This window comes from uncultured Granulicatella sp. (assembly GCF_963528315.1).
GTDB lineage: Bacteria > Bacillota > Bacilli > Lactobacillales > Aerococcaceae > Granulicatella.
The window spans coordinates 44,295-67,162 of record NZ_CAURVV010000002.1 but is presented as its reverse complement, the minus strand read 5'-3'; the positions used below and the strand labels follow the sequence as shown (position 1 = coordinate 67,162).

The window sequence follows — 22,868 nt, the reverse complement described above, 5'->3', positions numbered from 1 at the left end:
TTTATATCGAAAATGAAATATGATATTACAATACCTGGAGATGAGGATGGATTCATTCAAATGAAATGCCCACCATGTGGTGAAAAGTTTATGATTTCTATTGATGATTATGAAAATGAAGATTTAATTGAATTATGGTGTCCTCAGTGTGGCTTGATTCATGAAAGTTATATTGATGATGATATAGAAGAATTAGCAAACAGGATTATAGAAAATTCCGTTAAGGATCTATTGAATGGCTTTTCAAAGGATTTAGAGAAAACTTTTAAAAATAATGAGTTTATGAAAGTTAAAGAGGGGAAAAAATTAAAAAAAGAAGCAGAATTGCCTATTGGAAGAAAGTTTTCGGATTTAACTGTAAAATATTTTAAATGCTGTAATAAAGATGCTAAAGTTTCGCTGCAACAAGAGTTTAGTGGATGTTATTGTCCGTTTTGTGGGGAGTTATATATTGATGAAGATAAGTAAAAACGAATTAAAAAAAATAAGTAGAAAGCTAAGAAAAATTTCATCTGATGTAATAAATGCATATTATTTAGAACAAAATGGCTTTCTTGACGAGCTAATTGCGTATATTAATAATACTGAGTTATTGAAAAATTATATTGATAGTATAGAGTATGATGTAGGTAATTTAGAAAGTAATATGACTGAAATCAATGGCTCTTATGGGCGTATGACATTAGATTTAGGAAGTGATAGTAAAAAAAGAGCCTTTTTGTTATATAAAGCGTTTATAATTATAAAAGAAAATAATTATCCAACTTATAATTTTGGATGGTACTATGCTGGTGGAAATAAATATCAAGATATGGCAAAGGCATTTGGGAATCGATTAGTTTATCCATTTGTTTCTGAGTTAGGAGAGTATATGAAAGATATTGCAACAGATATGGGATATGACGAAAGCAATGTATTGTATAATATCAATGTTAACAGTTCTGGGGTTCAGGTGAATATTGCAGAAAAGAATTCTTCTATTTCAGCAAGTCAAGTAAATAATTGGGCGACACAAGAAGTAGTAGATAATATATCGAAAATAGAGGAAGAAGTATCGAAGATTGAATATCAAGAGTTAAAAGAGAATTTGACAGAAAATTTAGAAATTATAAAAGCTGAATCAATTAAACCTGATGGAAAAAGATTGGAACTGAAACCTATATTGAAGAATATGCATTTTTTAGCTACAACTGTTGCAATGTTGCCAGATTTAGCTCAAGGTATAAAAATGTTAGCTAATACCATAGGTATTAACATATAAATAAGGCGGTATTATGATTAATAATATTGAAAAATCTTATTTTAATGAATTACTCATCAGAGGAGGATATGTACTTGATTTTTCAACGTCATCTTTTGATAAATTTACTTTTGAAAGTATTGGAGTACGATTGTGTGAAAAATATTGTCTTTCTAAAGGGAAGTCCCTAAATGCTTTTATGGATGAAGGATCAAATGAAAAAATAGTAAAGCTTTTGTCGGATCTTTTAGAGTACTATGAAGTTTATTTTCAAGAAGAAATATTAAGTACTCAAAAAAGCTATAGAGGTATGGCATTTTCAGAATTGTATAAAAAATGCAAAAGTATTATCTTGCGTGAAAAAGAAATAGTGACTTCAAATATATGCAGAGAAATTGTTGAAGATGTAAAAGAAAAATTTTCAAGTGAATACTTAAAAAATCAAATTGATTTGATGATGAAAATGTGTGATGAAAGTCCAACTGATGCTATAGGTAAATCAAAAGAATTGATAGAAAGTTGTTGCAAATCTATTTTAAGTAGACTAGGAGAATTTGAAGGAAATACATTAAAAACTTCTCAATTAGTAAAAAGGACAATGAATGCTTTAAATATACCGGATGATACATTGTATTATGATAAAGAAGAGGAAGATACAACTAAAAAAATTATAGGAAGTTTAAATGGACTTTCAAGTAGTGTTAATGAATTGAGAAATCAATATGGGACAGGGCATGGAAAATCTGAAAAATTCAAGTCGTTAAGTAGGCGTCATGCTAATCTATCTGTAGGTGCTAGTGCAGTTCTGGTACAGTATTTATGGGATACATATTTATATAAAGCAAGGATGAAGAAATAGCACCTACCTCTCCATCTCCTTCCTCATATATTTCTCATAATTTTTTCTGATTTGATATTGTTCTTTCGGATCTTAGTCAAATAGGCTTGATGAAACAATTTTAGTGAAGGAATTAAGCAGCGTAAGATTACTTAATTCCTTTTTTACATTTTTATCTTTGATTTGTAGCACGACTTCTTGTATAGTAGTCATCGGGTTTTCATTTCTTCTTAAATACTTAGGAAGCTGTCAATATAAGGGAAGCCCCTCTTTTTGTATACACTAAAATAGGGTTGGTGGATTCTCTCCATCAACCCTATAAATTATAGAACCATAAAAATTGCAGAAGAGAACATTAAGAACGGCTTGACGTTTTCGGAGTAGGAAGACGGCGTGAGCCGTTTTTTTTGCGTAAAGAATATTTTTATTATTTACATAATACAGTTATCATAACCTTATGATATAATAACCTTAAAAAATAAAAGGAGGAATTATATGAAAGCTGAATTATCGAATCTATTAATGAATGTTGAAGATTTTGTAGTTAATGAAACATTAAATAAGAATAAATTATCAGAACTCGCTAGAAAATATGATGCAAAACTTCTTAATCTATTGATGAAGGAAGAGAATGTGAAAAATCATTTCTTTACTACTCTAGAAGATGGAGTTCTTGTGTTCAAAAAAGATGTCTTTTTACAATTTTTAAATAATAAAGAGTTTCTTCCAGATAGTTATACAGCATATAAAACTAAAATTGGATTAGGAACTGATAATGGAGACTATATATCAGAAAATAATGATGTTGTATTAAACTTTCCTTACAAAGATTGTATTCTTGAAGGTGGACAAACAAAGGAAGATACTAAGAGGCAAGAAGTATTTTTCAATAAAACTCTTGCTCTAAATGAAATTAATCGTTTATTAGATAATAAGGTATTAACAAACTTTAAACGTTACGATAAAGATGGCGAACATGAAGTTGATAGTATTGAGGAGAATGATAATTTTATTATTAAAGGTAATAATCTAATTGCTCTTCATAGTTTAAAAAATAGATTTGCAGGAAAAATTAAAACAATTTTTATTGATCCACCATATTATTTTCAGAAGAGTAAACCTGCGGATACATTTTCATATAATTCTAACTTTAAATTGTCCACTTGGTTGTTATTTTTAAAAAATAGATTATTAGTAAGTAAAGAATTGTTAAAAGAAAATGGAATTTTATTTTTATCTATGAATGATGATGGGGTTCATTATCTTAAGGTAATTGCTGATGAAATATTTGGTATTGATAATTTTATTGCAGATATTACTTGGGAATCTAGAACATCAATTTCTAGTGATGGTTTGATTTCTTATAATAGTAACCATATATTAATATATTCAAAGAATAAAGAAACGATTCATAAAAATGATTTTAGATTAGCACTAGATATTGAAAATTTTAAATTTGATGATGGTGATGGAAGAGGAAAATATAGAGTCGAGCCATTTGATGCTCCAAATATTAGAAAAAATCTTTCATACTCCATAAAAAATCCAAATACTGGAGAAGAATACTACCCACCAAGTGGTAGATGTTGGAGAACTACTGAAGAAGAGTATTTAAGGCTTCTTTCCGATAATAGAATTAAGTTTGGTTCGTTAGGCGCGAGTAAACCTCAACTTAAAGCATATTATGAAGAGGTAAAAGAATCTGGTAAAGGAAAAGCCGTTGGTACAATATGGAATCTTGATTGTAATTAGATACTATGGAAAGATACTAACACTAATACTTCAGCAACAAAACATCATCAAGAAATGTTTAATGATAACTTATTCACTGCTCCAAAACCTGAGGAATTAATTCAAAGAGTTATTGAATTATCATCAGAAAAAAATGATATTGTCTTAGATTTTTTCATGGGAAGTGGTACTACACAAGCTGTTGCACATAAAATGAATCGTCAATATATTGGTATTGAACAAATGGACTATATTGAGACAATATCAGTAGAACGTTTGAAGAAAGTTATCGCAGGTGAACAAGGAGGTATTTCTAAAGATGTAGAATGGCAAGGAGGAGGTTCCTTTGTTTACTGTGAATTAAAAAATGATGCACAAGATTTCTTAAATAAGGTTGAAAATGCATTAAGTTCTGAAGAATTGGTAGAATTACTTGAAAAAGTAAAAAAATCTTCATTCCTATCTTATAGAGTAGAGGCAAAGAAACTGAATAAGGAAGAATTCAATAATTTGAGTTTATTTGAGCAAAAACAACTGTTAGTAGAATTAATAGATCAAAATAATTTATATGTTAATTATTCTGATATAGATGATGTTGATAATAATATTTCTGAAAAGGAAAAACAATTAAATACAATGTTTTATTTTTAATTTGGTGAAATTTATGACTTTAGATAATAAAATTTTTATAACAGATATGGATTGTGATGATGCTAGATAATATTTTTTGAAAAAAGATTCTTACTTTTCTGTTAATTTACCTAATTATTTTAATTTTAACTATTTATTAGATTATTCTATTAACATAGATTGAAAAGAAAAGGTTAATAGAGAAAAATCATATTTAAAAGAATTCAAAATATTCTAATGTTCCAGATATAAATTTTATTTTACAGATGATATAATTAGCAATTTATCACCTTGAAATAAATAATGAGTTCTAGAACTGTTGCCATTGCTTAAGAATTTACATCAGAGTATCATGTCATAATTATGACAGAGGCAGATAGTAACGATGAACGCTAGATTTTAAGTCCTTTACTAGAAAAAAATAATTTATATAAAAGATAGTACAAAACTGAAATTAAAGTGTTTGGTTTAAATTTTTCATGGTAACTGAGTTTAATTGAGTTAATAATCTAATGTAAATATATTAGAAAGTAATATTTTGTAGGAAGTGATGTAAATGGATGAAAAAAATTTTTATAAAAAAATACACCCAGATTTATTTTCAGATTCAAAAATTATTAAAAAAGGAAAATTTTCAGAAGATTTCTTCTCTTATTTTTTAGACTCTTTAACTAGTCAGAGTCGAGAAAAAGAATTTGAAAAATATTGTAAGGGTATAGCAGAAGTTACTATTTGTCCTAATTTACTTCCTCAAACTGGACCAACAGGAGGGGGAGACAGCAAGGTAGATTCTGAGACTTTTCCAGTTTCGGAGACAATAGCAGAGGGATGGTTAGTAGGATATAGTGACTCAGCAAATAGTGAAAGATGGGCTTTTGCAATTAGTGCAAAGAAAGATTGGAAACCGAAATTTAAGTCAGATGTAAAAAAAATAATTGAAACTAATGTAAATATGGAAAGAGGATACAAAAAAATATTTTTTATGACCAATCAATTTGTTTCTGACAAAATGAGAGCAGAAGCAGAAGATGAATTAAGAAATAAATATGGTATAGATATACGTATATTAGATAGGACTTGGTTATTAGATAACACATTTAAAAATGACAATAAAAAAATAGCAATTGAATCGTTTAATATGTCTGAAGATTTATATGATACGATAGATGAGGGATCAAAAGATAAAGAACGCAAGAAAGTATTAGCTGATATTGATAAAGAATTTCAAAACCTAGCAGAAATGAAACCTGCGAGAATAGTAAAATTGTCAACAGAGTATATTGAGATTTTAAGAGAGCTAGAGGTTGATAAGTTTACAATGGTTAATGGTTTGGATAGAAACCTCAGATTAGCTAAAAAATATGGTAGCATAAAGAATTATGCAAATGCTATTTATGATTATTGTTGGACAATAATATGGTGGTATGAAGATCGTGATAGATATTATGAAATGTATCTTGAACTTGAGAATTTATATAAAGAACACTCTGAAAATTATTCAATTTTAAAAAAATTAAGTACTCTTTGGATTACTTTGAATTCTAATCACAATACAGGTAAAAAAATAATTAATGAAATGGAAAATCATACTCAGTTTTTAGTAGATTCATTTCAGAGATTCATTCAAGATACTGAGAATCCCAAAAGAGGTAAATTAGCTAAATTTGATTATCAAATGATGAGGTTACAATATCCTGAAACATGGGATAATATAGTACAAACATATATCGAGATTCTTAGTGATTTTAATTTTAATAATGATATTGATTTATATCAATTAAAAAATGTTATGGAACTTAATATATTGAAGGAATGTCCTCAGTATGATGAATTACTTGAACTTCTTATTGATTTACTAGGAAAGCAGTCAAATAATAATGTATCTTCACAATTATTATTAAAAAGAGGAGATGATTATCTTAATAGTGATGTATATAAATCAATTAAATTCTATAGTCGAGCTTTAACAAAGCTTTTTCATAAAAACTCTAAAATAGATTTAATTCAAACTTATATACGATTAGGTCGAGCTTTTGAAGAAATTGGTCTGTTATGGAGTGCAAGAAGTTATTATATAAGAGCGTTTATGGATTCAATGGATTTATATTTCTTTGATGGAAATGCAATTCCAGGTTTGTTTTTATCTGCGCGGTCATTAAAGTATTTGGAATTACGTTTAGGGAGAATTGAGCCTTCATTAAAATATAATGAATTAGAATTCATAGGATTAGAGCTGTACCCATATGACACTGATGAGAAAATAGAAATGGAGAGCTATACACATTACGATGCATTATTGGCTATTGCATTATTAAATTTAACAAATAGGAGTATTGAACAATATATAAGTTTTCCAGATTTTCTAAAAAAGCAAGGATTAGAGATATCATCAGCTGCTTTAAAATATAATCTGGGATATTATGATGACGATTTTGTTGAAGCTTTTGGAACAAAAGATTCTGTTGATGAATATATGGAACAATTACTTGAACAACCAGAATCTAAATACTTTCAAGATAAATTTAGTGAGGAAAGCTCTTCTAAAAAGGTTGAGTTAAAAACGAAGGTTATGGGTTGCAACATATGTGTTAATTATGAGAATCATAGTTATTTGAGAGAGTTTGGCTCAACTATTTTGGCACTGTTTGAAAATATATTTGCTACTTCTATTTACAATCAAATGTTTCCCTTACTACCAGAATTTATAGTAAATATAGAGGAGAAATATGGACAAGAATTTGGAATAGAAATTAAGCAAAATGATAATGTTATCGACGTATATATTTCAAATGTTTCAGAAATAGGAGAATATTCCAAAAGAGATTTTGTATTAGAAAAATTGACTATTATTGTATCAATATTTATTATGCAAATGATTCCATATGAGAGTGAGTTCAAAAAATTTCATAATTTTGTTGAAGATGAAGAAATAATGTTTAGAACATTATATTGCTCCAGTACATTAGATACTTTTGTTGCATTTGATGAAGATTATTATTTATTAGATCGGTTAGAAAATGAAAAAAAATATAAATTATCTAGAAAAAACAGTTTAATAGATAAAGAATATCAAATGCAAGAAGATTTAGAAAAGATGGATCAATTTAATGAGATTATCTATGGGGAAAAACCAGAAGATATTGAAATTTTTAATGTATCGCATGAAAAAATCTACAGTAGTAATGTGATTTATATTCCTTTATGGGAAAAAGCGGGCTGGAGGGGACTCACAGTTATTAGTGACAAAGATTATGACAATCCACCTGTTGTAGGATTATTATTTGATAATAAAGAAGGATTAGATATTTTTAAAAAGTGGAAGAAGGAAATAAAAGCCGAAAAAATTACTCTTGGTATTATCACGGGGATTAACAAGGCTAATCCATATTGGTATAGAGTCATTATTGGTGAAGATTTTATTAGATCTAAAAGTATAGAGAAAAATAGTACACCGAGAATTTTTACCCAATTAAATAGACTTCATACTATGGAGGCAAAAAATCAAACGAATCTGAATATTTTAAAAAAATCTCTTGCAAAACATAAGATATTTCATTTTTTACCAGTATTGTTGGAAGACTTAAAAACAAATACATTAAGAATGGATTTATCAATCGAAAAAAATTCTAAAGACATTATCATTAAAGATATTATTGAAATTGAAGAGCAAGATGTATTTTTATTAAACGGATTAATGCCAACAGATCAGCCAAATAATAACTCAGGAAAAGAACTATATGCTGAAAATATTATAAAGATGAAAAGAAAATAAAAGCATATATTTGAATCAAAATTATATCAAATGAAAATTGTGAAATCTTCGGTACTTACGGTGAAAACATTGATGATCGTATAAAGTTGATAGAACATTCATTATCAGCATTAAACGATAAAAAGTTAATGTATTATTTCATAGAAGATTATGTCGAAATACAAGTATGTGAAAAACTAGGCTTCAAGATACATGGATATTACCAAGCGTAGGAATATCATCTGAAAAATTATTAGTGATATTCTATTAGATTTACAGTAATCCTCCTGAACTTAAACTAAAAAAATATGGAAGCATTGATTTTACTTACGATTTTTCATCTGGAAGTCGAACAACATAAGCTGTTGCACATAAAATGAATCGTCAATATATTGGTATTGAACAAATGGATTATATTGAAACTGTATCAGTAGAACGTTTGAAGAAAGTTATCGAAGGTGAACAAGGAGGTATTTCTAAAGATGTTGAATGGCAAGGTGGAGGTTCTTTTGTTTACTGTGAATTAAAAAATGATGCACAAGATTTTTTAAATAAGGTTGAAAAATCAACAACTACTGAACAAGTGATTGAATTACTTGAACAGGTTAAAAAATCATCATTCCTGTCTTATCGAGTAGAAGTAAAGAAACTTCATAAAGAAGAATTTAATCGTTTAAGTTTAGCAGATCAAAAACAATTATTAATTGAATTAATTGACCAAAATAACTTATATATCAATTATTCAGATATTGATGATGCTGATAATGAAATTACAGAAAAAGAGAAAGAATTGAACAAACAATTCTATAAGGAGGTATAACATGCGATTCACATATGAAAAGTATGATACTGCTCAAAAAGATGGATTTCGTAATTTTAGAGAAGATATACCTGACTACATTACAAAGAATCTTCGTTATCCATTAAGACCATATCAAGAAGAGGCGATTGGTCGTTATTTATATTATAAGGATCATGATGCAATTTACCCTGAACAAGTATTATTCAATATGGCAACAGGTTCAGGAAAAACATTATTAATGGCAGCTATAATACTTGAAAAGTATTATCAAGGAGAAAGAAATTTTATTTTCTTTGTTAATAACGATAATATTTTAACGAAAACTCGTAGTAACTTTATTACAAGTAGTGATAATAAGTATTTATTTGCCGATAAAATTGTAATGAATCATCAAGTAGTTAATATTAGAGAAGTAGAAGATTTTTCAGATTCACAAGAAGATAGTATTAATATTGTATTTACTACGATTCAAAAGTTGCATCAAGATTTAAATACGCCTCGAGAAAATCGGTTATCTTATGAACAATTTGAAGATATCTCACTTGTATTATTAGCAGATGAAGCACATCATTTGAATGCTGGTTTGAATAAAGCAGCTGAAGTTGAAAATACTAGTTGGACTACAACCATAACAAATATTCAACAAAAAGCAAAAAAATCAAGTGTTTTTGAATTTACAGCAACAATTGACTTATCAAATAAAGATATTGCAACTAAATACGAAAAATCATTAATCTTTAAGTATGATTTAAAAGAATTTCGATTAGATAAATATTCCAAAGACGTGTTATTCCATCTAGTCGATGGTGAATTAAAAGTTAGAATGCTGAATGCTATATTAATTAGCCAATATCGTAAAAAGATTGCATTAAAAAATGGTGTTAATTTAAAACCATTAGTGATGTTTAAGTCTGAGAAAATTGCTGAGAATAAAGAAAATTTAAACTTATTCAAAGAATTATTAGATGAGTTAACTCCAGAAATGATTCTACAACAAAAATCTGTTATTAAATTGAATAATGAGAAAAAAATTAATATCTTACAGAAGGCGTTAGAATATTTCGAAGCATCAGATATTAGTTTAAATGATTTGATTGAAGAGTTGAGAGAGGATTTCCGACTTGAAAGATTAATGTTAATTGATGGTAAAAATAAGTCTCAAGAAGATTTAGTTTTATTAAACACATTAGAGCAACCAATAAATGAAATTAGAGTAATTTTTGCAGTTGATATGTTGAATGAAGGCTGGGATGTTTTAAATTTATTTGATATTGTTCGTTTATATGATAAACGTGATGGAAAGCAAACTGCTAAAGGCTTTATACCCGGAAGAACTACAAATGCAGAAAAGCAATTAATCGGTCGTGGTGCACGTTATTATCCATTTACAATAAATAATCAACAAGAAGATAAATACACTCGAAAATTTGATGATAATGAAAATAATGAATTACGTGTAATTGAACAGCTTCACTATCATGCAGCAAATAATCCTAAATATATTTCAGAAATGAAAATGGTTTTACGTACATCTGGTATTCTTGATGAAGAAAACACTGTTGAAAGAGAATTAAAACTAAAAGATTCATTTAAAAATTCAAGAACATATACTAATGGTGTAGTATGGATGAATGAGAGATTAAGCTATTTAGAAGCTTTAGAAGTCAGACAGGAAAGTTTATTTGACACCAAGTTTATTCCAGAATCAATTGAAGTAAAATTACCAACAAGTAGTATTAGAGGATTTTCTGTTTTTGAAGATGATGAAATTACAACGTTGGAAGAAGATTTGAGAAATGTAACATTTAAATATGGAAAAGTAATCGGTAATAATATTACTAGACATGCAATCAATCAAAATAAAAATTATACTTTTGATAAACTTCAAAAAGCCATCATTGGTTTACCTAGTATATCAGTCTTTATGGATGATTTAAAAGATATAGAAGTAACGGTAATTGGTAATATTATCGATGAAAAATCACTTACTCCAGACCAAAAATTATTTATTGCTCAAACTTTATTAACGAAGATGGAAAGTTCATTAATTCCAATGGAAGAGAAGTTTATTGGATCAGATAAGTTTAAGCCTTACCCAATTCATAAAGTGTTTGAAGATAATATTATTCGTAAATATAGTATTCAAGAGAATTCAAATTCAGAATTTGGTATATCTCAAAAAAATGCTAGTTCAACTCAGTATTTTGAAAATATTGATGAATTAAATTGGTATGCTTACGACGATAACTTTGGAACAAGTGAAGAAAAATTATTAGTTCGTTCTATTAAAGGTTTAATGGCTACTTTAGAAAAACAATGGTCAGATATTTATTTGTTGAGAAATGAAAAAGGTGTTCGTATCTTTAATTTTTCAGATGGACAAGCATTTGAACCTGACTTCCTGTTATTTGCCAATGATAAGAAAACAGGAAATATTTCATGGCAAATCTTTATTGAACCAAAAGGAAGTCAATTCTTGGATAGTAATAATACCTTTAAGAATAGTAAAGAAGGTTGGAAAGAAGCATTTTTAAATGAAATTACTGAACGTTCAGAATCAAAAGTATTAATTGATGATGATAAGTACAGAATTATCGGTTTACCATTCTTCAATGAGAAAAATACAAAATCTCAATTCGTAAATGCATTGAAAAATGTACTTCCAGATCCTGAGTTAGAATAGAATATTACGGCTCCTCAACTTTTGGTTCGTTGAGGAGTTTTTAATACTTCAAATTTGAATTATACACAAAAATGTGTATAATAAGATTTGTAAGGAGGAATGGCTATGCCTATGACGCCTAAGGAAATGATTAAGTTTTTAGAAGAGAATGGCTTCGTATATATAAAAAGTGGAAGTGGTTCTCATAGAAAGTTTAAGAATTTTTCTACAGGGAGGACTACGCAAGTTCCAGTTCATTCTCGTGAATTAGGAAAAGGATTAGAACAAAGAATCCTAAAACAAGCGGGGCTTAAATAGCTCCTCCTTACTAATTTTTACGAGGTGATTATATGTTTGTAACGTATCCAGCAATTTTTTATAAAAATAAAGAGAATGAAGGATATACAGTTGTATTTCCCGATTTAGAATATGGAGCAACTGAAGGTAGAAATGAAACAGAAGCAGTACAAATGGCGCAAGATTATATTGGAAGTTGGTTATATGAAGATTATCTTGAAAATAATGATTTTCCAAAATCAAGTAGGTTAGATGAAATCACTGTCGAAGATGATGAGTTTTCAGATATGTCTAAAACATTTGTAAGTATAGTTGGAATGGACATTGCAGATTATGTTAGAAAAACTGAAACAAAAACTGTTCGTAAAAATGTTTCAATTCCGAGTTATTTAAATGAATTAGCTAAGAAGAGAAATCTAAATTTTAGCCAAATTCTACAAGAAGCATTATTAGCTGAATTAAATCGTGCATAATTTTCCCCCTCGCCAAAACGTATCATCATACGATTTGGCGTTTTTTTTGTTTTAAAAAATTATATAATAAAAGTTCATAAATTTCGTGATTCCCACTTTCAATGCTATAATGATACAAGAAGTCATACGCTAGATTATTTTCTAGTTTAAAAGAAGGTGTAGAGTGAATCAAAAATATATCAGAAAACAATGTGAACAGCTATGGGCAAAAAATAAATATTACGTGTTGAGTAAATCTCATAAAGTTTATTTGGAAATCAGAAAATATTTAAAAGAAACAGAAGTTGATGTAAATGTATTAATTCAAAAAATCAAACAAGTAAATGAGATACCAGAAAGTAAAAAGGACTTTCATAATGCAATTCTTCATGTATGGGGCTATTTTAAAAATACAGCAGAAAAAGTTGAAAAAGATGAATTGTTTCGTTTACTGGAGGAATATAGAACTGGGGCAAGAGATCAAAGTTCTATTATCCATTATATCCATACATTATTAGAGAAATACCCTAATAACTACTTACAACAATCAACGTTAATAACAGGAGAACAAGATGAGATTATGGCATGAACAAATGATACCAAAATTACCTAAGAATCAATTATTAGGGCAACATAGAGAATGTTGTGCGCTTAGGGGAAATGGATGGAATAAGAAACATAAAACAGTCGATTATGTATTTTTATATTCTCCTTTTCACCTATTTTGCTATCATACATCGATTATGGATGAGATGAATAGTAGAGGCTACCAAGTAGCAACTGAGTGGCGAGATAAAAATTATCGTGGGAAGATTGCAGAAAGCTACGTTAATCTTGAGGAAACAGAGATAAGCACCCCAATTTATAAAGAACATAATGAAGCATATCTACAGGAATGTATCGAGAATTTACGATTAAAAGGGATTGAATTAGACCTATAGAATTCACTAAACCCTGCACCCAAAACTCTATACTTTTGGGTGCAGGGTTCTTTATGTCTTATTGTTTTTTCTGTTTTGCACGTTGTTCTAACATACGTTTGACGAACTCAGGCATTTTAACATTTTCTCTGCCTTTTTTAGCGATTAATTTCTTCACGAATTCTGGCATTTGAATATCAGATTCTTGTTCTAGAATGTCTTTTGATGTTTCTGGTGGTAACATTTCATCCATTGTTTCTTCTTCATGTGTTTTAAGAGTGAAGCTTTCTGTTTCGTGAGCTCGAACCGTTTCGTATAAGGCTTCTACTAAGAGTGGATGAGTATCCGGCATTGGTGGTCTGTGATAGTGTACGCCAAACTCATCGCATAAGTCCTTACATTCGATATCATTGTCGTATAATACTTCGATATGTTCGCTAATAAAGCTAATTGGAATGAAGATATAATGTTCAGGATGTTCCGTTTGTTCTCGTAAGTATTCTAATACATCTGGTTTCATCCATGGTAATCCAATATCACTTTCGCTTTGCCATGTATGAGTGTACTGATGTTTTTCTAACCCTAATCTTTCTGCAATGATTTGTCCATTTTTGTAAATTTGGTCGATATAAGGATCTTCGAATTCCAATGCAATAACAGGTACGCTATGTGCTGAGAAGAATACTTTAAAACTTTCATCTTTGACTTCTTCGGTTAAAATCTTTTTTATTTCCTGTTCCCAGAATTGTAGTAAGTTAGGATTATGATACCAATCTTTTACCATGTGGAAACGAATGGTTTTGCTTTCGATGAATTTCTCATATCCATAAATGGAGTAGTAAGAGTAATGGGGTTCAAGAGCTAAGCCCAGGCATTCTTCGATTCCGTCTTGTTCCATTTGTTTAACGACTTCTGGAATGAATGGAGAGGAGAATTTATTAGCAAAATAAACCGTATATTCTCCTTGTACTCGTTCTTGTAATTTTGCTGCTTGCTGTTTTGAAATTTCTTGTAGGGGACTTCCACCAATTTTTTGATAATTATCATACAAATGTTGAATTTCTTGATCTGTTGGGCGAACGCCACGTCGAATATTTGTAAAAAATCTTGCGATATCTTCAAAAGTATATCCTTCAGGTGACCCAAAGGTCATGAGTAAAATTGCTTTTTTTGTCATATAACCACTTTCCTATGTGAATTTTTTCTCATCATAACATGATTTAGTTCATCTGCATAGTAGTATACATTGAAAAGTAGTATACGAAGAGTTTATAATAAAGAAAACAAACTATAAGAGGTCTTTTCTATGTATCAAAAAGTAGTAGATCAATTAAATGAATTAGGCATTCCATTTCAAATTGTAGAACATGAACCTGTACTAACAACAGAACAAGCAGATCGTTTTATTGAAGGAATTGAAGGTGTTCGTACAAAGACAATGTTTTTAACAAATAAGAAAAAGAGAAATTTTTACTTAGTCATTATAGATGATGCAAAACGATTAGATATGGATGTTTTTAAAGAAATCGTAGAAGAAAATCGAATCAAAATGGCTTCAGCTGAAACGTTAAATGATAAAATGATGCTCCTACCAGGAACTGTATCTCCATTTGGCTTATTAAATAATAGAGACAAAGATATTCAAGTATATTTCGATCAAGAAATTGTATCTGAAGAACGAATGTGCTTCCATCCAAATACAAATGAGAAGACGATTTTTGTCAATACGGAAGACTTGTTTACCTTCTTAAAAGTAATTGGATATGAACCTCACATAATTAAGTTGTAAGGTGAATCTGACACTATCAATGAATTGCTAGTTTCCAAAAAAAATTAAATACTACAAAACTAACCCCCAGAAGATTAGGAGAAATACATGACATATAAATTTTGGACCATTCAAAAAAGAGAAATTTTAAAAGCAATTGAGGAAACAGGAATGTATATTCCGAAACGTCAATTAAGTGAATATGTACAAGGGAATGAAGAAATGACGGAGTTATATGACTTTATAACAGATTCCTTTAATCGATTGAATGATATTGAATTAGAAGGAGTGTTATTTGCTTTTGCAAAAGGGACTGAAACGGGAGTTTCATTTTTCCAAGACTATGAAGAATTTGTCACTTATATGAGAGAACATAAAGACGCAGTCAAAGGATTATGGAAGAGATTCTTATCAGATGATTACGTAGTCATTGAAGTTGATTTCCCAAGAATTTATAATCCAATGTTTGTGGATTTAAATGACTTCCAATTTATTATGCCACCATTTATGTTAGTTCCACCATATACGGAGCAAGATTTCTTACAGATTGTACAAGCGTTAGAACAAGGGAAGTTTTATCCTTCAGTATTTCCAAGTTACATTATTCAAGGACTTATTCCATTTTTACGTGATGAAAATGTAACAAATATTTATCCAATGTTTGAATTAGAATGAGGTGATTATATGAAAAAATTACAAAAAGGAATGCATATTCGTATAGTAAGTCCATCATCATCGATTGAAAGTGTCGGTGGATTTGAAGCGAATAGGGCTGCTAAGGAAAGATTAGAGGAGTTAGGGTTTAAGGTTAGCTATTCAAAACATTATTTTGAGCACGACTTACTTGGTTCTGCAAGTATTCAAAGTCGTGTGGAAGATTTACATGATGCATTTTTAGATTCTACAGTAGATGTCATTTTGGCAACCATTGGTGGATTTAATTCAAATGAGCTTCTACCGTATTTAGACTATGACTTAATTGCGGAACATCCTAAAATTATTTGCGGATATTCCGATACGACTGCTATTTTAAATGCGATTTATGCAAAAACAGGCATGTTGACCTATATGGGTCCTTCTTATACAAGTTTTAAAATGAAGGAACTCCAAGAATACCAAACAGCATCATGGCTTAAAGCATTAAGTAATACCCATTATGAATTAGCACCAAGTGAGAAATGGGGGAGTAATGCCTGGTATTTACCAGATGCACCTTTGACGTTTCAACCTACAGAGTGGAAAGTATATAACCACGGTAAAGCTACCGCAACAGCAATCGGTGGAAATTTATCAACCTTTTCATTATTAAGAGGAACTCCTTATACTCCAAAACCAGAAGAGTATGCCTTTTTTATAGAAAAATCTGAAGATAGCGACTACTTTGAATTTGACCGAAATTTGGCAGCATTACTACAAGCTTATCCAAATCCAAAAGCAGTACTAATTGGCAGATTCCCAAAGGAATGTCGTATGACGGAAGAGTTATTATTGTATATATTAGACAAATATCCAGTCTTAAAACAAATCCCAGTGATGTACGACTTAGACTTTGCACATACGCAACCATTATTTACGATTACTATTGGAGCAAAAGTAACGGTGGATACAGAGGAAATGTCTATTATTATGGATGAAGAAGGATTATAAAATATACAGTAAAAGAAACGAAGAAAAGTACAAATTTTACAAAATTTTCAAAAAGCCTTTTCATTATTGTTATATTTTAGTACAATAGCAATGTAGATTAATGAAGGGAGAGAACTTGCATGAGTACAAGTGTATGGATTTTAATCGTCGTTGTAGCTGCTATCTTAGGAGCAATCGGTGGATTCTTTATCGCACGTAAAACAATGATGAATTACTTTCTAGAAAATCCTCCATTTGATGAAAGTATGATTCGTAGTATGATGACTCAAATGGGTCAAAAACCATCCGAACAAAAAGTTCGTCAAATTGCTGCTTCAATGAAAGCACAAGCAAAGAAAAATGCTAAAAAATAATTGAGTAGAAGAGTAGACAATGTCTGCTCTTTTTTTTACGAAATAAAAAGTAAGAATTACCATTGCTACACTGAGGACGGCAGCAGCCCTACGGTCTCATGCCTAAAAATCGAGCCTTGGTCTCAATTTTTCCTTTGTGATAATCATGACTGATTACCACCACCACTTTAGAATGGTAATTCTTGCTTTTATATAGATGATTGTGTCGTCAGATATCTAAATCTAAGTTCACTTTCATACTTTGTGATATAATGAGTTTAAAAAAATGAATGTGAAAGAAGGCGTAACAATGTTTCAGTTAACACAGACAGATAAACAAGCACTTTATAATGATGATGCAGAATATTTTACAGATAAAGGAGCAAGAGCTTATTCTAGAGAAGAATATCGAGAAGCTGTAGAATATTATCGAATTGCAGCGACACTTGGTGAAACACAAGCAATAGCTAATCTTGGATACTGCTATCTATACGGACGAGCAATTGAACGAAATATCGATTTAGCTATTGCGTATTTTGAAATTGCTGCTTCAATGGGTAATATCGATGCACTTTATAAACTAGGAAGTATTTTTCAAAGTGATAAATGGGGTTATAAAGATAATGAAAGAGCAATTTTTTATTTCCAAAATGCTATATTTGAAGTATTAGGTAGTAAGGAATATGATGTAGATGATATTAAAAATGAAGATTTTCTACTAAACTATCCAAGTTTATGCTTAACATTAGGACAAGCACATATGAAAGATGGCATTTTACAAACGAATTTAAAAATAGCATATGTATTCCTTGAAAAAGCAAAAGAAGGATATGAAGAAGCGTTAGCTAATAATATGAAAATGTATGAAGGAGCTTATCATAGAACTTTAGAATTATTAAATGATCCAGAGTTTTTAGGGTAAGTTTCAAAAATAAAAATTAAAGCGAGTATATTATCATGGCGACAAATAGTTTTTTAACAACAAAAAAGTTTAATAAAGAATCTATAAACAGTCTTTTGCATGCTCTTGAAAATAATAGAAAAGTTCATTTAAAAGATATATCTAATGTAAGAGTAGTTAGTGATACGAAAGAAATAGAAGAATTATTTAAGAAGAATCTCATTAGAAATGCACGATAAGAAACGCAATATACGCACTAAAAAAGCAAGAATTTCTACTCTACAGTTACAGTGATAATCAGCCATGATTATCACAAAGGAAAATTTGAGACCAAGGCTCAAATTTTAGGCATGAGACCGAAGGTCTGCTGCCGTCCTCACTGTAGCTGTGGAGATTCTTGCTTTTATTCATAAAAGACAATTACTAATTATTTTACAAATATGCCCTTTAGTTGTAAAATATAGGGTGTAAATGTAAAAGGGTGGGTGATAGACTATGACAGAAGAACAAATTCTACAAATGGCTGAAAATAATAATGGAACCGTAACCTCTAAAATGATTGATCAACATGGTATCGCAAGGCAATATTTAAAACAACTAGTTGATAAAGGATTATTAGAAAGAACTACAAGAGGAATATACACATTACCACATATATGGGAAGACGAAATCCAACATATACAATTTCGTTTTAAAAAAGGAATCTATTCTAAAGAAACAGCATTGTATTTATATGATTTAACGGATAGAACGCCAATCCAATATTCGATGACTTTTCCTGAAGATTATAATTTAACCACAGTTAAAAAAGAAGGAATTATAGCTACTAGAACAAAAAATGAATTATATGAATTAGGTCAAGAAGAAATCTTATCGCCATCAGGAAATACTGTAAAAGTATATAATATTGAAAAAACATTATGCGACATATTAAAACCAAGAAGTGGAGTAGAAATAGGAATAACAGCAGAAGCATTTAAACGATATGTAAAAAGAAAAGATAAAAATATACCCTTGTTATCAGAATACTCGAAAATCATGAAGGTAGAAGAAAAAGTCAGTAGCTATTTAGAGGTGCTATTATGAAAAATGCAATGTCGTTAAAAGCAATAGTAAAAAATATTGCTAAACAAAATGGGATAACTGCTCAACTTGTGCTACAAAATTATTTTCTAGAACGTTTATTAGAAAGGATTTCTTATTCAAATTACAAGAATTATTTAATTCTTAAAGGTGGATTTTTAATTGCTTCAATTGTCGGTTTAGATACTCGGACTACAATGGATATGGATGTAACAATTAAGGGACAACCTTTAACAGAAGAACATTTACGGTTAATGTTTAAAGAAATCATAGATATACCAATAGAAGATAATATTCAATTTGAAATAAAATCAATTCATGAAATTAGGGAAAATGATGAATACAATGGATATAGGATTCATTTAATAGCTAAATATGAAGTGATTGCATCACCTTTAAAAATTGATATTACAACAGGGGATCAAATTACTCCAAAAGAAATACAATATCAATTTCCGATGATGTTCAGTGAAAGTAAAATTTCTGTTTTGGCATACAATCTTGAAACAGTTTTAGCTGAAAAATTAGAAACAATTTTATCAAGAGGGGATCAAACGACACGTTCAAGAGATTTTTATGATGTATATATCATATGGAAACTCCATACTAAGTACATATCTAAAGTTGATTTATTAGAAGCATTGATACAAACATCTCTAAAACGAAATTCGTATTCATTATTAAAAAGTTATAAAGAGACGGTGAATTCAATTCAAATAAGTCCAAAAATTCATGAGGATTGGAAAAGGTATCAAAATACGTATCAGTATGCAAAAGATATCAAATTTGAAGATATCTGTTCATTAATTTTAGAAATTTTATTCGATATTAAATTAGATGATAGAATAAAATGAGTTATGTTAAAGATAAACAGAGCGTTAAGTAACGAAATATACGCTCTAAAAAAAGCAAGAATCTCCACTCTACAGTGGCAGTGATAATCAGTCATGATTATCACAAAGGAAAATTTGAGACCAAGGCTCAAATTTTAGGCATGAGACCGAAGGTCTGCTGCCGTCCTCACTGTAGAAGTGGAGATTCTTGCTTTTAATTCATAAGAACATTATTTCCGTTTTTTCTCCGGAATCACATAAACAAAGTTAGGATTGATTTCCTTATCCAATTCATCGAATTTTTGAATTAATAATTCATCATATTGCGCTAATTCTTCCTTAGATAAACGTCCCTCTGGTAAATGAATTGGTTCCCCAATTTTTACAAACATCTTTTGACGCTTCAAAATGTTCATAAAAGTAAAAGGCCCCTGATAAACGATTGGAACAATCGGAGCTTTTGCCATACGAGCAATCGTTACAGCCCCACCTTTCATTTCATTAGAGTAGCGAGTACCCGTTGGGAAAATCACTAAAGCCTTTCCGTGTTCCTTAATCTGAGTCACTGGATGCTTAATCGCACTCGGACCAGGCTTTTCACGGTTCACAGGAAACGCTCCTAACTGACGAATAAACCAAGCAAAAGGTTTCGGTTTAAATAATTCTTGCTTTGCCATCAATACTAATGACTTTGGATATACCGCAATCGCAATTAGTACAGGATCTAACCATGAACGGTGTGGAGCAACAATCACATACCCAGAATCCTTTGGCAGATTCTCCAAACCCGTTACTTTCGTAAATCCATTTAATAAGATAATTAATAAACGAACAATAAATATAGTAATTTTATAAATCATATGAAACTCCTTAAAAGTTGATTACTCAAACAGTATGAAGTAGAAAGGCATATTTTGCAAGATTTTCGATAAAAATTTTACAAAAAATCTTAAAGAAATCTTATAAATAAAGAACTTTGACAAAAAAATCATAAAAATGAAAACGTTCATAAAACTCGATTAAAGATTGATTACACAAGATGCGTTGTTATAGAAAACGTTTTATTATATAATGGTTTCATTAATAATTACTAGTAATTATGAAATGATCATGAATTAAGAGACGTCTTAAAAATTATGATTATTTCAAATTTTTGTGTGGCAAAAGCCCTGAGAGAGAAAAGGAGAATGACAAAATGGCAATTCCAAATTTACAAGTTGCATTAGACCATTTACGTATCGAAGATGCGTTAAAAGATGCACTTGCTGTTGGTAATGAAGTAGACATTATCGAAGCTGGTACAATTTTAATCTTGAATGAAGGGGACAAAGCAATTAAATGCTTACGTAATGTATTCCCTGATAAAGTTGTCATTGCAGATACAAAATGTGCCGATGCTGGATCAACAGTTGCTAAAAACTGTAAAGATGCTGGTGCCGACTGGATGACTGTCATTTGCTGTGCTACCATCCCTACAATGAAAGCTGCTCAAAAAGAAATTGGCACTTTACAAGTAGAATTATATGGTGACTGGACATTTGAACAAGCAGAGCAATGGCGTGAAGCTGGTATCGACCAAGTAATCTATCACCAAAGTCGTGACGCTCTATTCGCTGGAGCAACTTGGACAGAAAGTGATTTGAATAAAATCAAACGTTTAATTGAGATGGGATTCAAAGTTTCTGCAACTGGTGGATTAACAAAAGATACATTGAAAGTATTCGAAGGTATCGATATTTATACATTCATTGCTGGACGTGGAATTTACGCTACAGAAAATCCTGCACAATCAGCTCGTGAATTTAAAGAAGAAATTAGAAGAATTTGGGGCTAATCTCAAGGAAGGAAAGAAATATAATGGCAAACATTAAAGATGTAACAAAAGAATCATGGATTTTATCAACATTCCCAGAATGGGGTACATGGTTAAACGAAGAAATCGAACGTGAAGAAGTTAAACCAGGAACATTCGCTATGTGGTGGTTAGGATGTACAGGTATCTGGTTAAAATCAGAAAAAAATACTAACATCCTATGTGACTTATGGTGTGGAACTGGTAAACGTAGCCACGGAAACGGAAAAATGAAAACTGGACACCAAATGCAACGTATGAGCGGTTGCCAAAACTTACAACCAAACTTACGTACACAACCATTTGTTATCGATCCATTTGAAGTGAAAAATGTAGATGCTTTAGTAGTAACTCATATTCACTCAGACCACTTAGATATCAATACAGCAGCAGCAGTTGCTAACAACTGTCCAGAAGCTAAATTCGTTGGACCACAAGAAGTAGTAAACACTTGGTTAGGTTGGGGAGTTCCAGCTGAACGTACAATCGTTGTACACCCAGGAGACTCAGTGAAAATTAAAGATATCGAAATCGTTGCTTTAGAAGCATTTGACCGTACAGCTTTAGTAACAGCTAAAGATGGCGAAGTATTAAAAGGTAAAATGCCTCAAGATATGGACGAAATCGCAGTTAACTACTTATTCAAAACAAGTGGTGGTAACTTATACCATGCTGGTGACTCTCACTACTCAAATATGTTTGCTAAACATGGTAACGAACATGAAATCGATGTGTGCTTAGGTGCATATGGTGAAAACCCTCGTGGTATTACAGATAAAGTGACTTCAGTTGATATGTTACGTATGGCTGAATCATTAAACGCTAAAGTTGTTATTCCAGTTCACTATGATATCTGGGCTAACTTCCAAGCAGATCCTAAAGAAATTACAGAAATCTGGAAATTCAAAAAAGATCGCTTAGAATATAAATTCAAACCATTCATTTGGCAAGTAGGTGGTAAATACACTTACCCAACAGATAAAGATAAATTAGAATTTAACTTCTACCGTGGATTTGACGACGTATTCTCAATCGAAAACGACGTTCCATTCCCATCATTCTTATAATATTAACATCCTGATTGACCGTTACTACGGTAACGGTCAAATCTTAAAATATGGATGAATAC

General features: G+C 30.2%; 24 protein-coding genes. 22 read left to right on the top strand and 2 right to left on the bottom strand.

The window, feature by feature from the left end; translation table 11 throughout:
* Positions 1-12: 12 nt before the first annotated feature.
* The 12 genes from RYK07_RS01080 (at position 13) to RYK07_RS01025 (ending at position 13,344) form a co-directional block, all read left to right on the top strand.
* On the top strand, positions 13-468 hold the full coding sequence (locus RYK07_RS01080; RefSeq protein WP_314851987.1) for a TFIIB-type zinc ribbon-containing protein: 456 nt from the start codon (positions 13-15) through the stop codon (positions 466-468).
* Positions 455-1,261 (top strand): conjugal transfer protein, encoded by an 807-nt coding sequence (locus RYK07_RS01075; protein ID WP_314851986.1) that lies wholly within the window; start codon positions 455-457, stop codon positions 1,259-1,261. The genes RYK07_RS01080 and RYK07_RS01075 overlap by 14 nt, the downstream gene beginning before the upstream one ends.
* Positions 1,262-1,274: 13 nt before the next feature.
* Positions 1,275-2,099: an abortive infection family protein gene (locus RYK07_RS01070; RefSeq protein ID WP_314851985.1), complete on the top strand. Its 825-nt coding sequence runs from the start codon at positions 1,275-1,277 to the stop codon at positions 2,097-2,099.
* A gap of 474 nt (positions 2,100-2,573) precedes the next feature.
* A complete protein-coding gene (locus tag RYK07_RS01065; RefSeq protein WP_314851984.1) occupies positions 2,574-3,830 on the top strand; it encodes a site-specific DNA-methyltransferase in 1,257 nt (418 codons plus the stop codon).
* Positions 3,831-4,460, top strand: coding sequence for a site-specific DNA-methyltransferase (locus tag RYK07_RS01060; protein WP_314852014.1), 630 nt, complete (start codon positions 3,831-3,833; stop codon positions 4,458-4,460). It abuts the gene before it with no gap.
* A gap of 535 nt (positions 4,461-4,995) precedes the next feature.
* Positions 4,996-8,211, top strand: a complete 3,216-nt coding sequence (locus tag RYK07_RS01055; protein ID WP_314851982.1) for a hypothetical protein — start codon at positions 4,996-4,998, stop codon at positions 8,209-8,211.
* Between the two features lie 355 nt (positions 8,212-8,566).
* Positions 8,567-9,010, top strand: coding sequence for a hypothetical protein (locus RYK07_RS01050; protein WP_314851981.1), 444 nt, complete (start codon positions 8,567-8,569; stop codon positions 9,008-9,010).
* Between the two features lies 1 nt (position 9,011).
* On the top strand, positions 9,012-11,675 hold the full coding sequence (locus RYK07_RS01045; protein WP_314851980.1) for a DEAD/DEAH box helicase family protein: 2,664 nt from the start codon (positions 9,012-9,014) through the stop codon (positions 11,673-11,675).
* Positions 11,676-11,780: 105 nt separating this feature from the next.
* Positions 11,781-11,972: a type II toxin-antitoxin system HicA family toxin gene (locus RYK07_RS01040; RefSeq protein WP_314851979.1), complete on the top strand. Its 192-nt coding sequence runs from the start codon at positions 11,781-11,783 to the stop codon at positions 11,970-11,972.
* A gap of 32 nt (positions 11,973-12,004) precedes the next feature.
* Entirely contained in the window at positions 12,005-12,424 is a 420-nt protein-coding gene (locus RYK07_RS01035; protein WP_314851977.1) for a type II toxin-antitoxin system HicB family antitoxin, read from the top strand.
* 163 nt (positions 12,425-12,587) lie between these two features.
* Positions 12,588-12,992 carry a YbgA family protein gene (locus tag RYK07_RS01030; protein ID WP_314851976.1) on the top strand — a complete coding sequence of 135 codons (405 nt, stop codon included), beginning with the start codon at positions 12,588-12,590 and terminating at the stop codon, positions 12,990-12,992.
* Positions 12,976-13,344 (top strand): TIGR02328 family protein, encoded by a 369-nt coding sequence (locus RYK07_RS01025; protein WP_314851975.1) that lies wholly within the window; start codon positions 12,976-12,978, stop codon positions 13,342-13,344. Before RYK07_RS01030 ends, RYK07_RS01025 begins: the two co-directional genes overlap by 17 nt.
* Positions 13,345-13,402: 58 nt before the next feature.
* On the opposite strand, the gene hemH is transcribed toward RYK07_RS01025, so the two are convergent.
* Positions 13,403-14,500, bottom strand: a complete 1,098-nt coding sequence (gene hemH / locus RYK07_RS01020) for a ferrochelatase (protein WP_314851974.1) — start codon at positions 14,498-14,500, stop codon at positions 13,403-13,405.
* 129 nt (positions 14,501-14,629) lie between these two features.
* Between hemH and RYK07_RS01015 the strand changes: the two genes are divergently transcribed.
* The 8 genes from RYK07_RS01015 (at position 14,630) to RYK07_RS00980 (ending at position 19,908) form a co-directional block, all read left to right on the top strand.
* Complete coding sequence (locus tag RYK07_RS01015; protein WP_314851973.1) at positions 14,630-15,112, top strand: prolyl-tRNA synthetase associated domain-containing protein; 483 nt, start codon at positions 14,630-14,632, stop codon at positions 15,110-15,112.
* A gap of 87 nt (positions 15,113-15,199) precedes the next feature.
* Complete coding sequence (locus tag RYK07_RS01010) at positions 15,200-15,766, top strand: hypothetical protein (protein WP_314851972.1); 567 nt, start codon at positions 15,200-15,202, stop codon at positions 15,764-15,766.
* Between the two features lie 9 nt (positions 15,767-15,775).
* Complete coding sequence (locus tag RYK07_RS01005) at positions 15,776-16,738, top strand: LD-carboxypeptidase (RefSeq protein WP_314851970.1); 963 nt, start codon at positions 15,776-15,778, stop codon at positions 16,736-16,738.
* 119 nt (positions 16,739-16,857) lie between these two features.
* Positions 16,858-17,091 carry a YneF family protein gene (locus tag RYK07_RS01000; protein WP_314111140.1) on the top strand — a complete coding sequence of 78 codons (234 nt, stop codon included), beginning with the start codon at positions 16,858-16,860 and terminating at the stop codon, positions 17,089-17,091.
* A gap of 289 nt (positions 17,092-17,380) precedes the next feature.
* Positions 17,381-17,992 (top strand): sel1 repeat family protein, encoded by a 612-nt coding sequence (locus RYK07_RS00995; RefSeq protein ID WP_314851969.1) that lies wholly within the window; start codon positions 17,381-17,383, stop codon positions 17,990-17,992.
* Between the two features lie 35 nt (positions 17,993-18,027).
* Positions 18,028-18,210, top strand: coding sequence for a hypothetical protein (locus tag RYK07_RS00990; protein ID WP_314851968.1), 183 nt, complete (start codon positions 18,028-18,030; stop codon positions 18,208-18,210).
* A 256-nt stretch (positions 18,211-18,466) separates the two neighbouring features.
* Entirely contained in the window at positions 18,467-19,057 is a 591-nt protein-coding gene (locus tag RYK07_RS00985) for a type IV toxin-antitoxin system AbiEi family antitoxin domain-containing protein (RefSeq protein WP_314851967.1), read from the top strand.
* Positions 19,054-19,908 (top strand): nucleotidyl transferase AbiEii/AbiGii toxin family protein, encoded by an 855-nt coding sequence (locus RYK07_RS00980; protein WP_314851966.1) that lies wholly within the window; start codon positions 19,054-19,056, stop codon positions 19,906-19,908. Before RYK07_RS00985 ends, RYK07_RS00980 begins: the two co-directional genes overlap by 4 nt.
* Positions 19,909-20,117: 209 nt before the next feature.
* Here the strand turns inward: RYK07_RS00980 and RYK07_RS00975 are convergent, their stop codons facing one another.
* On the bottom strand, positions 20,118-20,747 hold the full coding sequence (locus tag RYK07_RS00975; RefSeq protein WP_314851965.1) for a 1-acyl-sn-glycerol-3-phosphate acyltransferase: 630 nt from the start codon (positions 20,745-20,747) through the stop codon (positions 20,118-20,120).
* 335 nt (positions 20,748-21,082) lie between these two features.
* On the opposite strand from RYK07_RS00975, the gene RYK07_RS00970 reads away from it, so the two are divergent.
* Positions 21,083-21,721 carry a 3-keto-L-gulonate-6-phosphate decarboxylase UlaD gene (locus RYK07_RS00970; protein ID WP_314077657.1) on the top strand — a complete coding sequence of 213 codons (639 nt, stop codon included), beginning with the start codon at positions 21,083-21,085 and terminating at the stop codon, positions 21,719-21,721.
* Between the two features lie 23 nt (positions 21,722-21,744).
* Positions 21,745-22,806, top strand: a complete 1,062-nt coding sequence (gene ulaG / locus RYK07_RS00965) for an L-ascorbate 6-phosphate lactonase (RefSeq protein ID WP_048711869.1) — start codon at positions 21,745-21,747, stop codon at positions 22,804-22,806.
* The last annotated feature ends 62 nt before the right edge of the window (positions 22,807-22,868 follow it).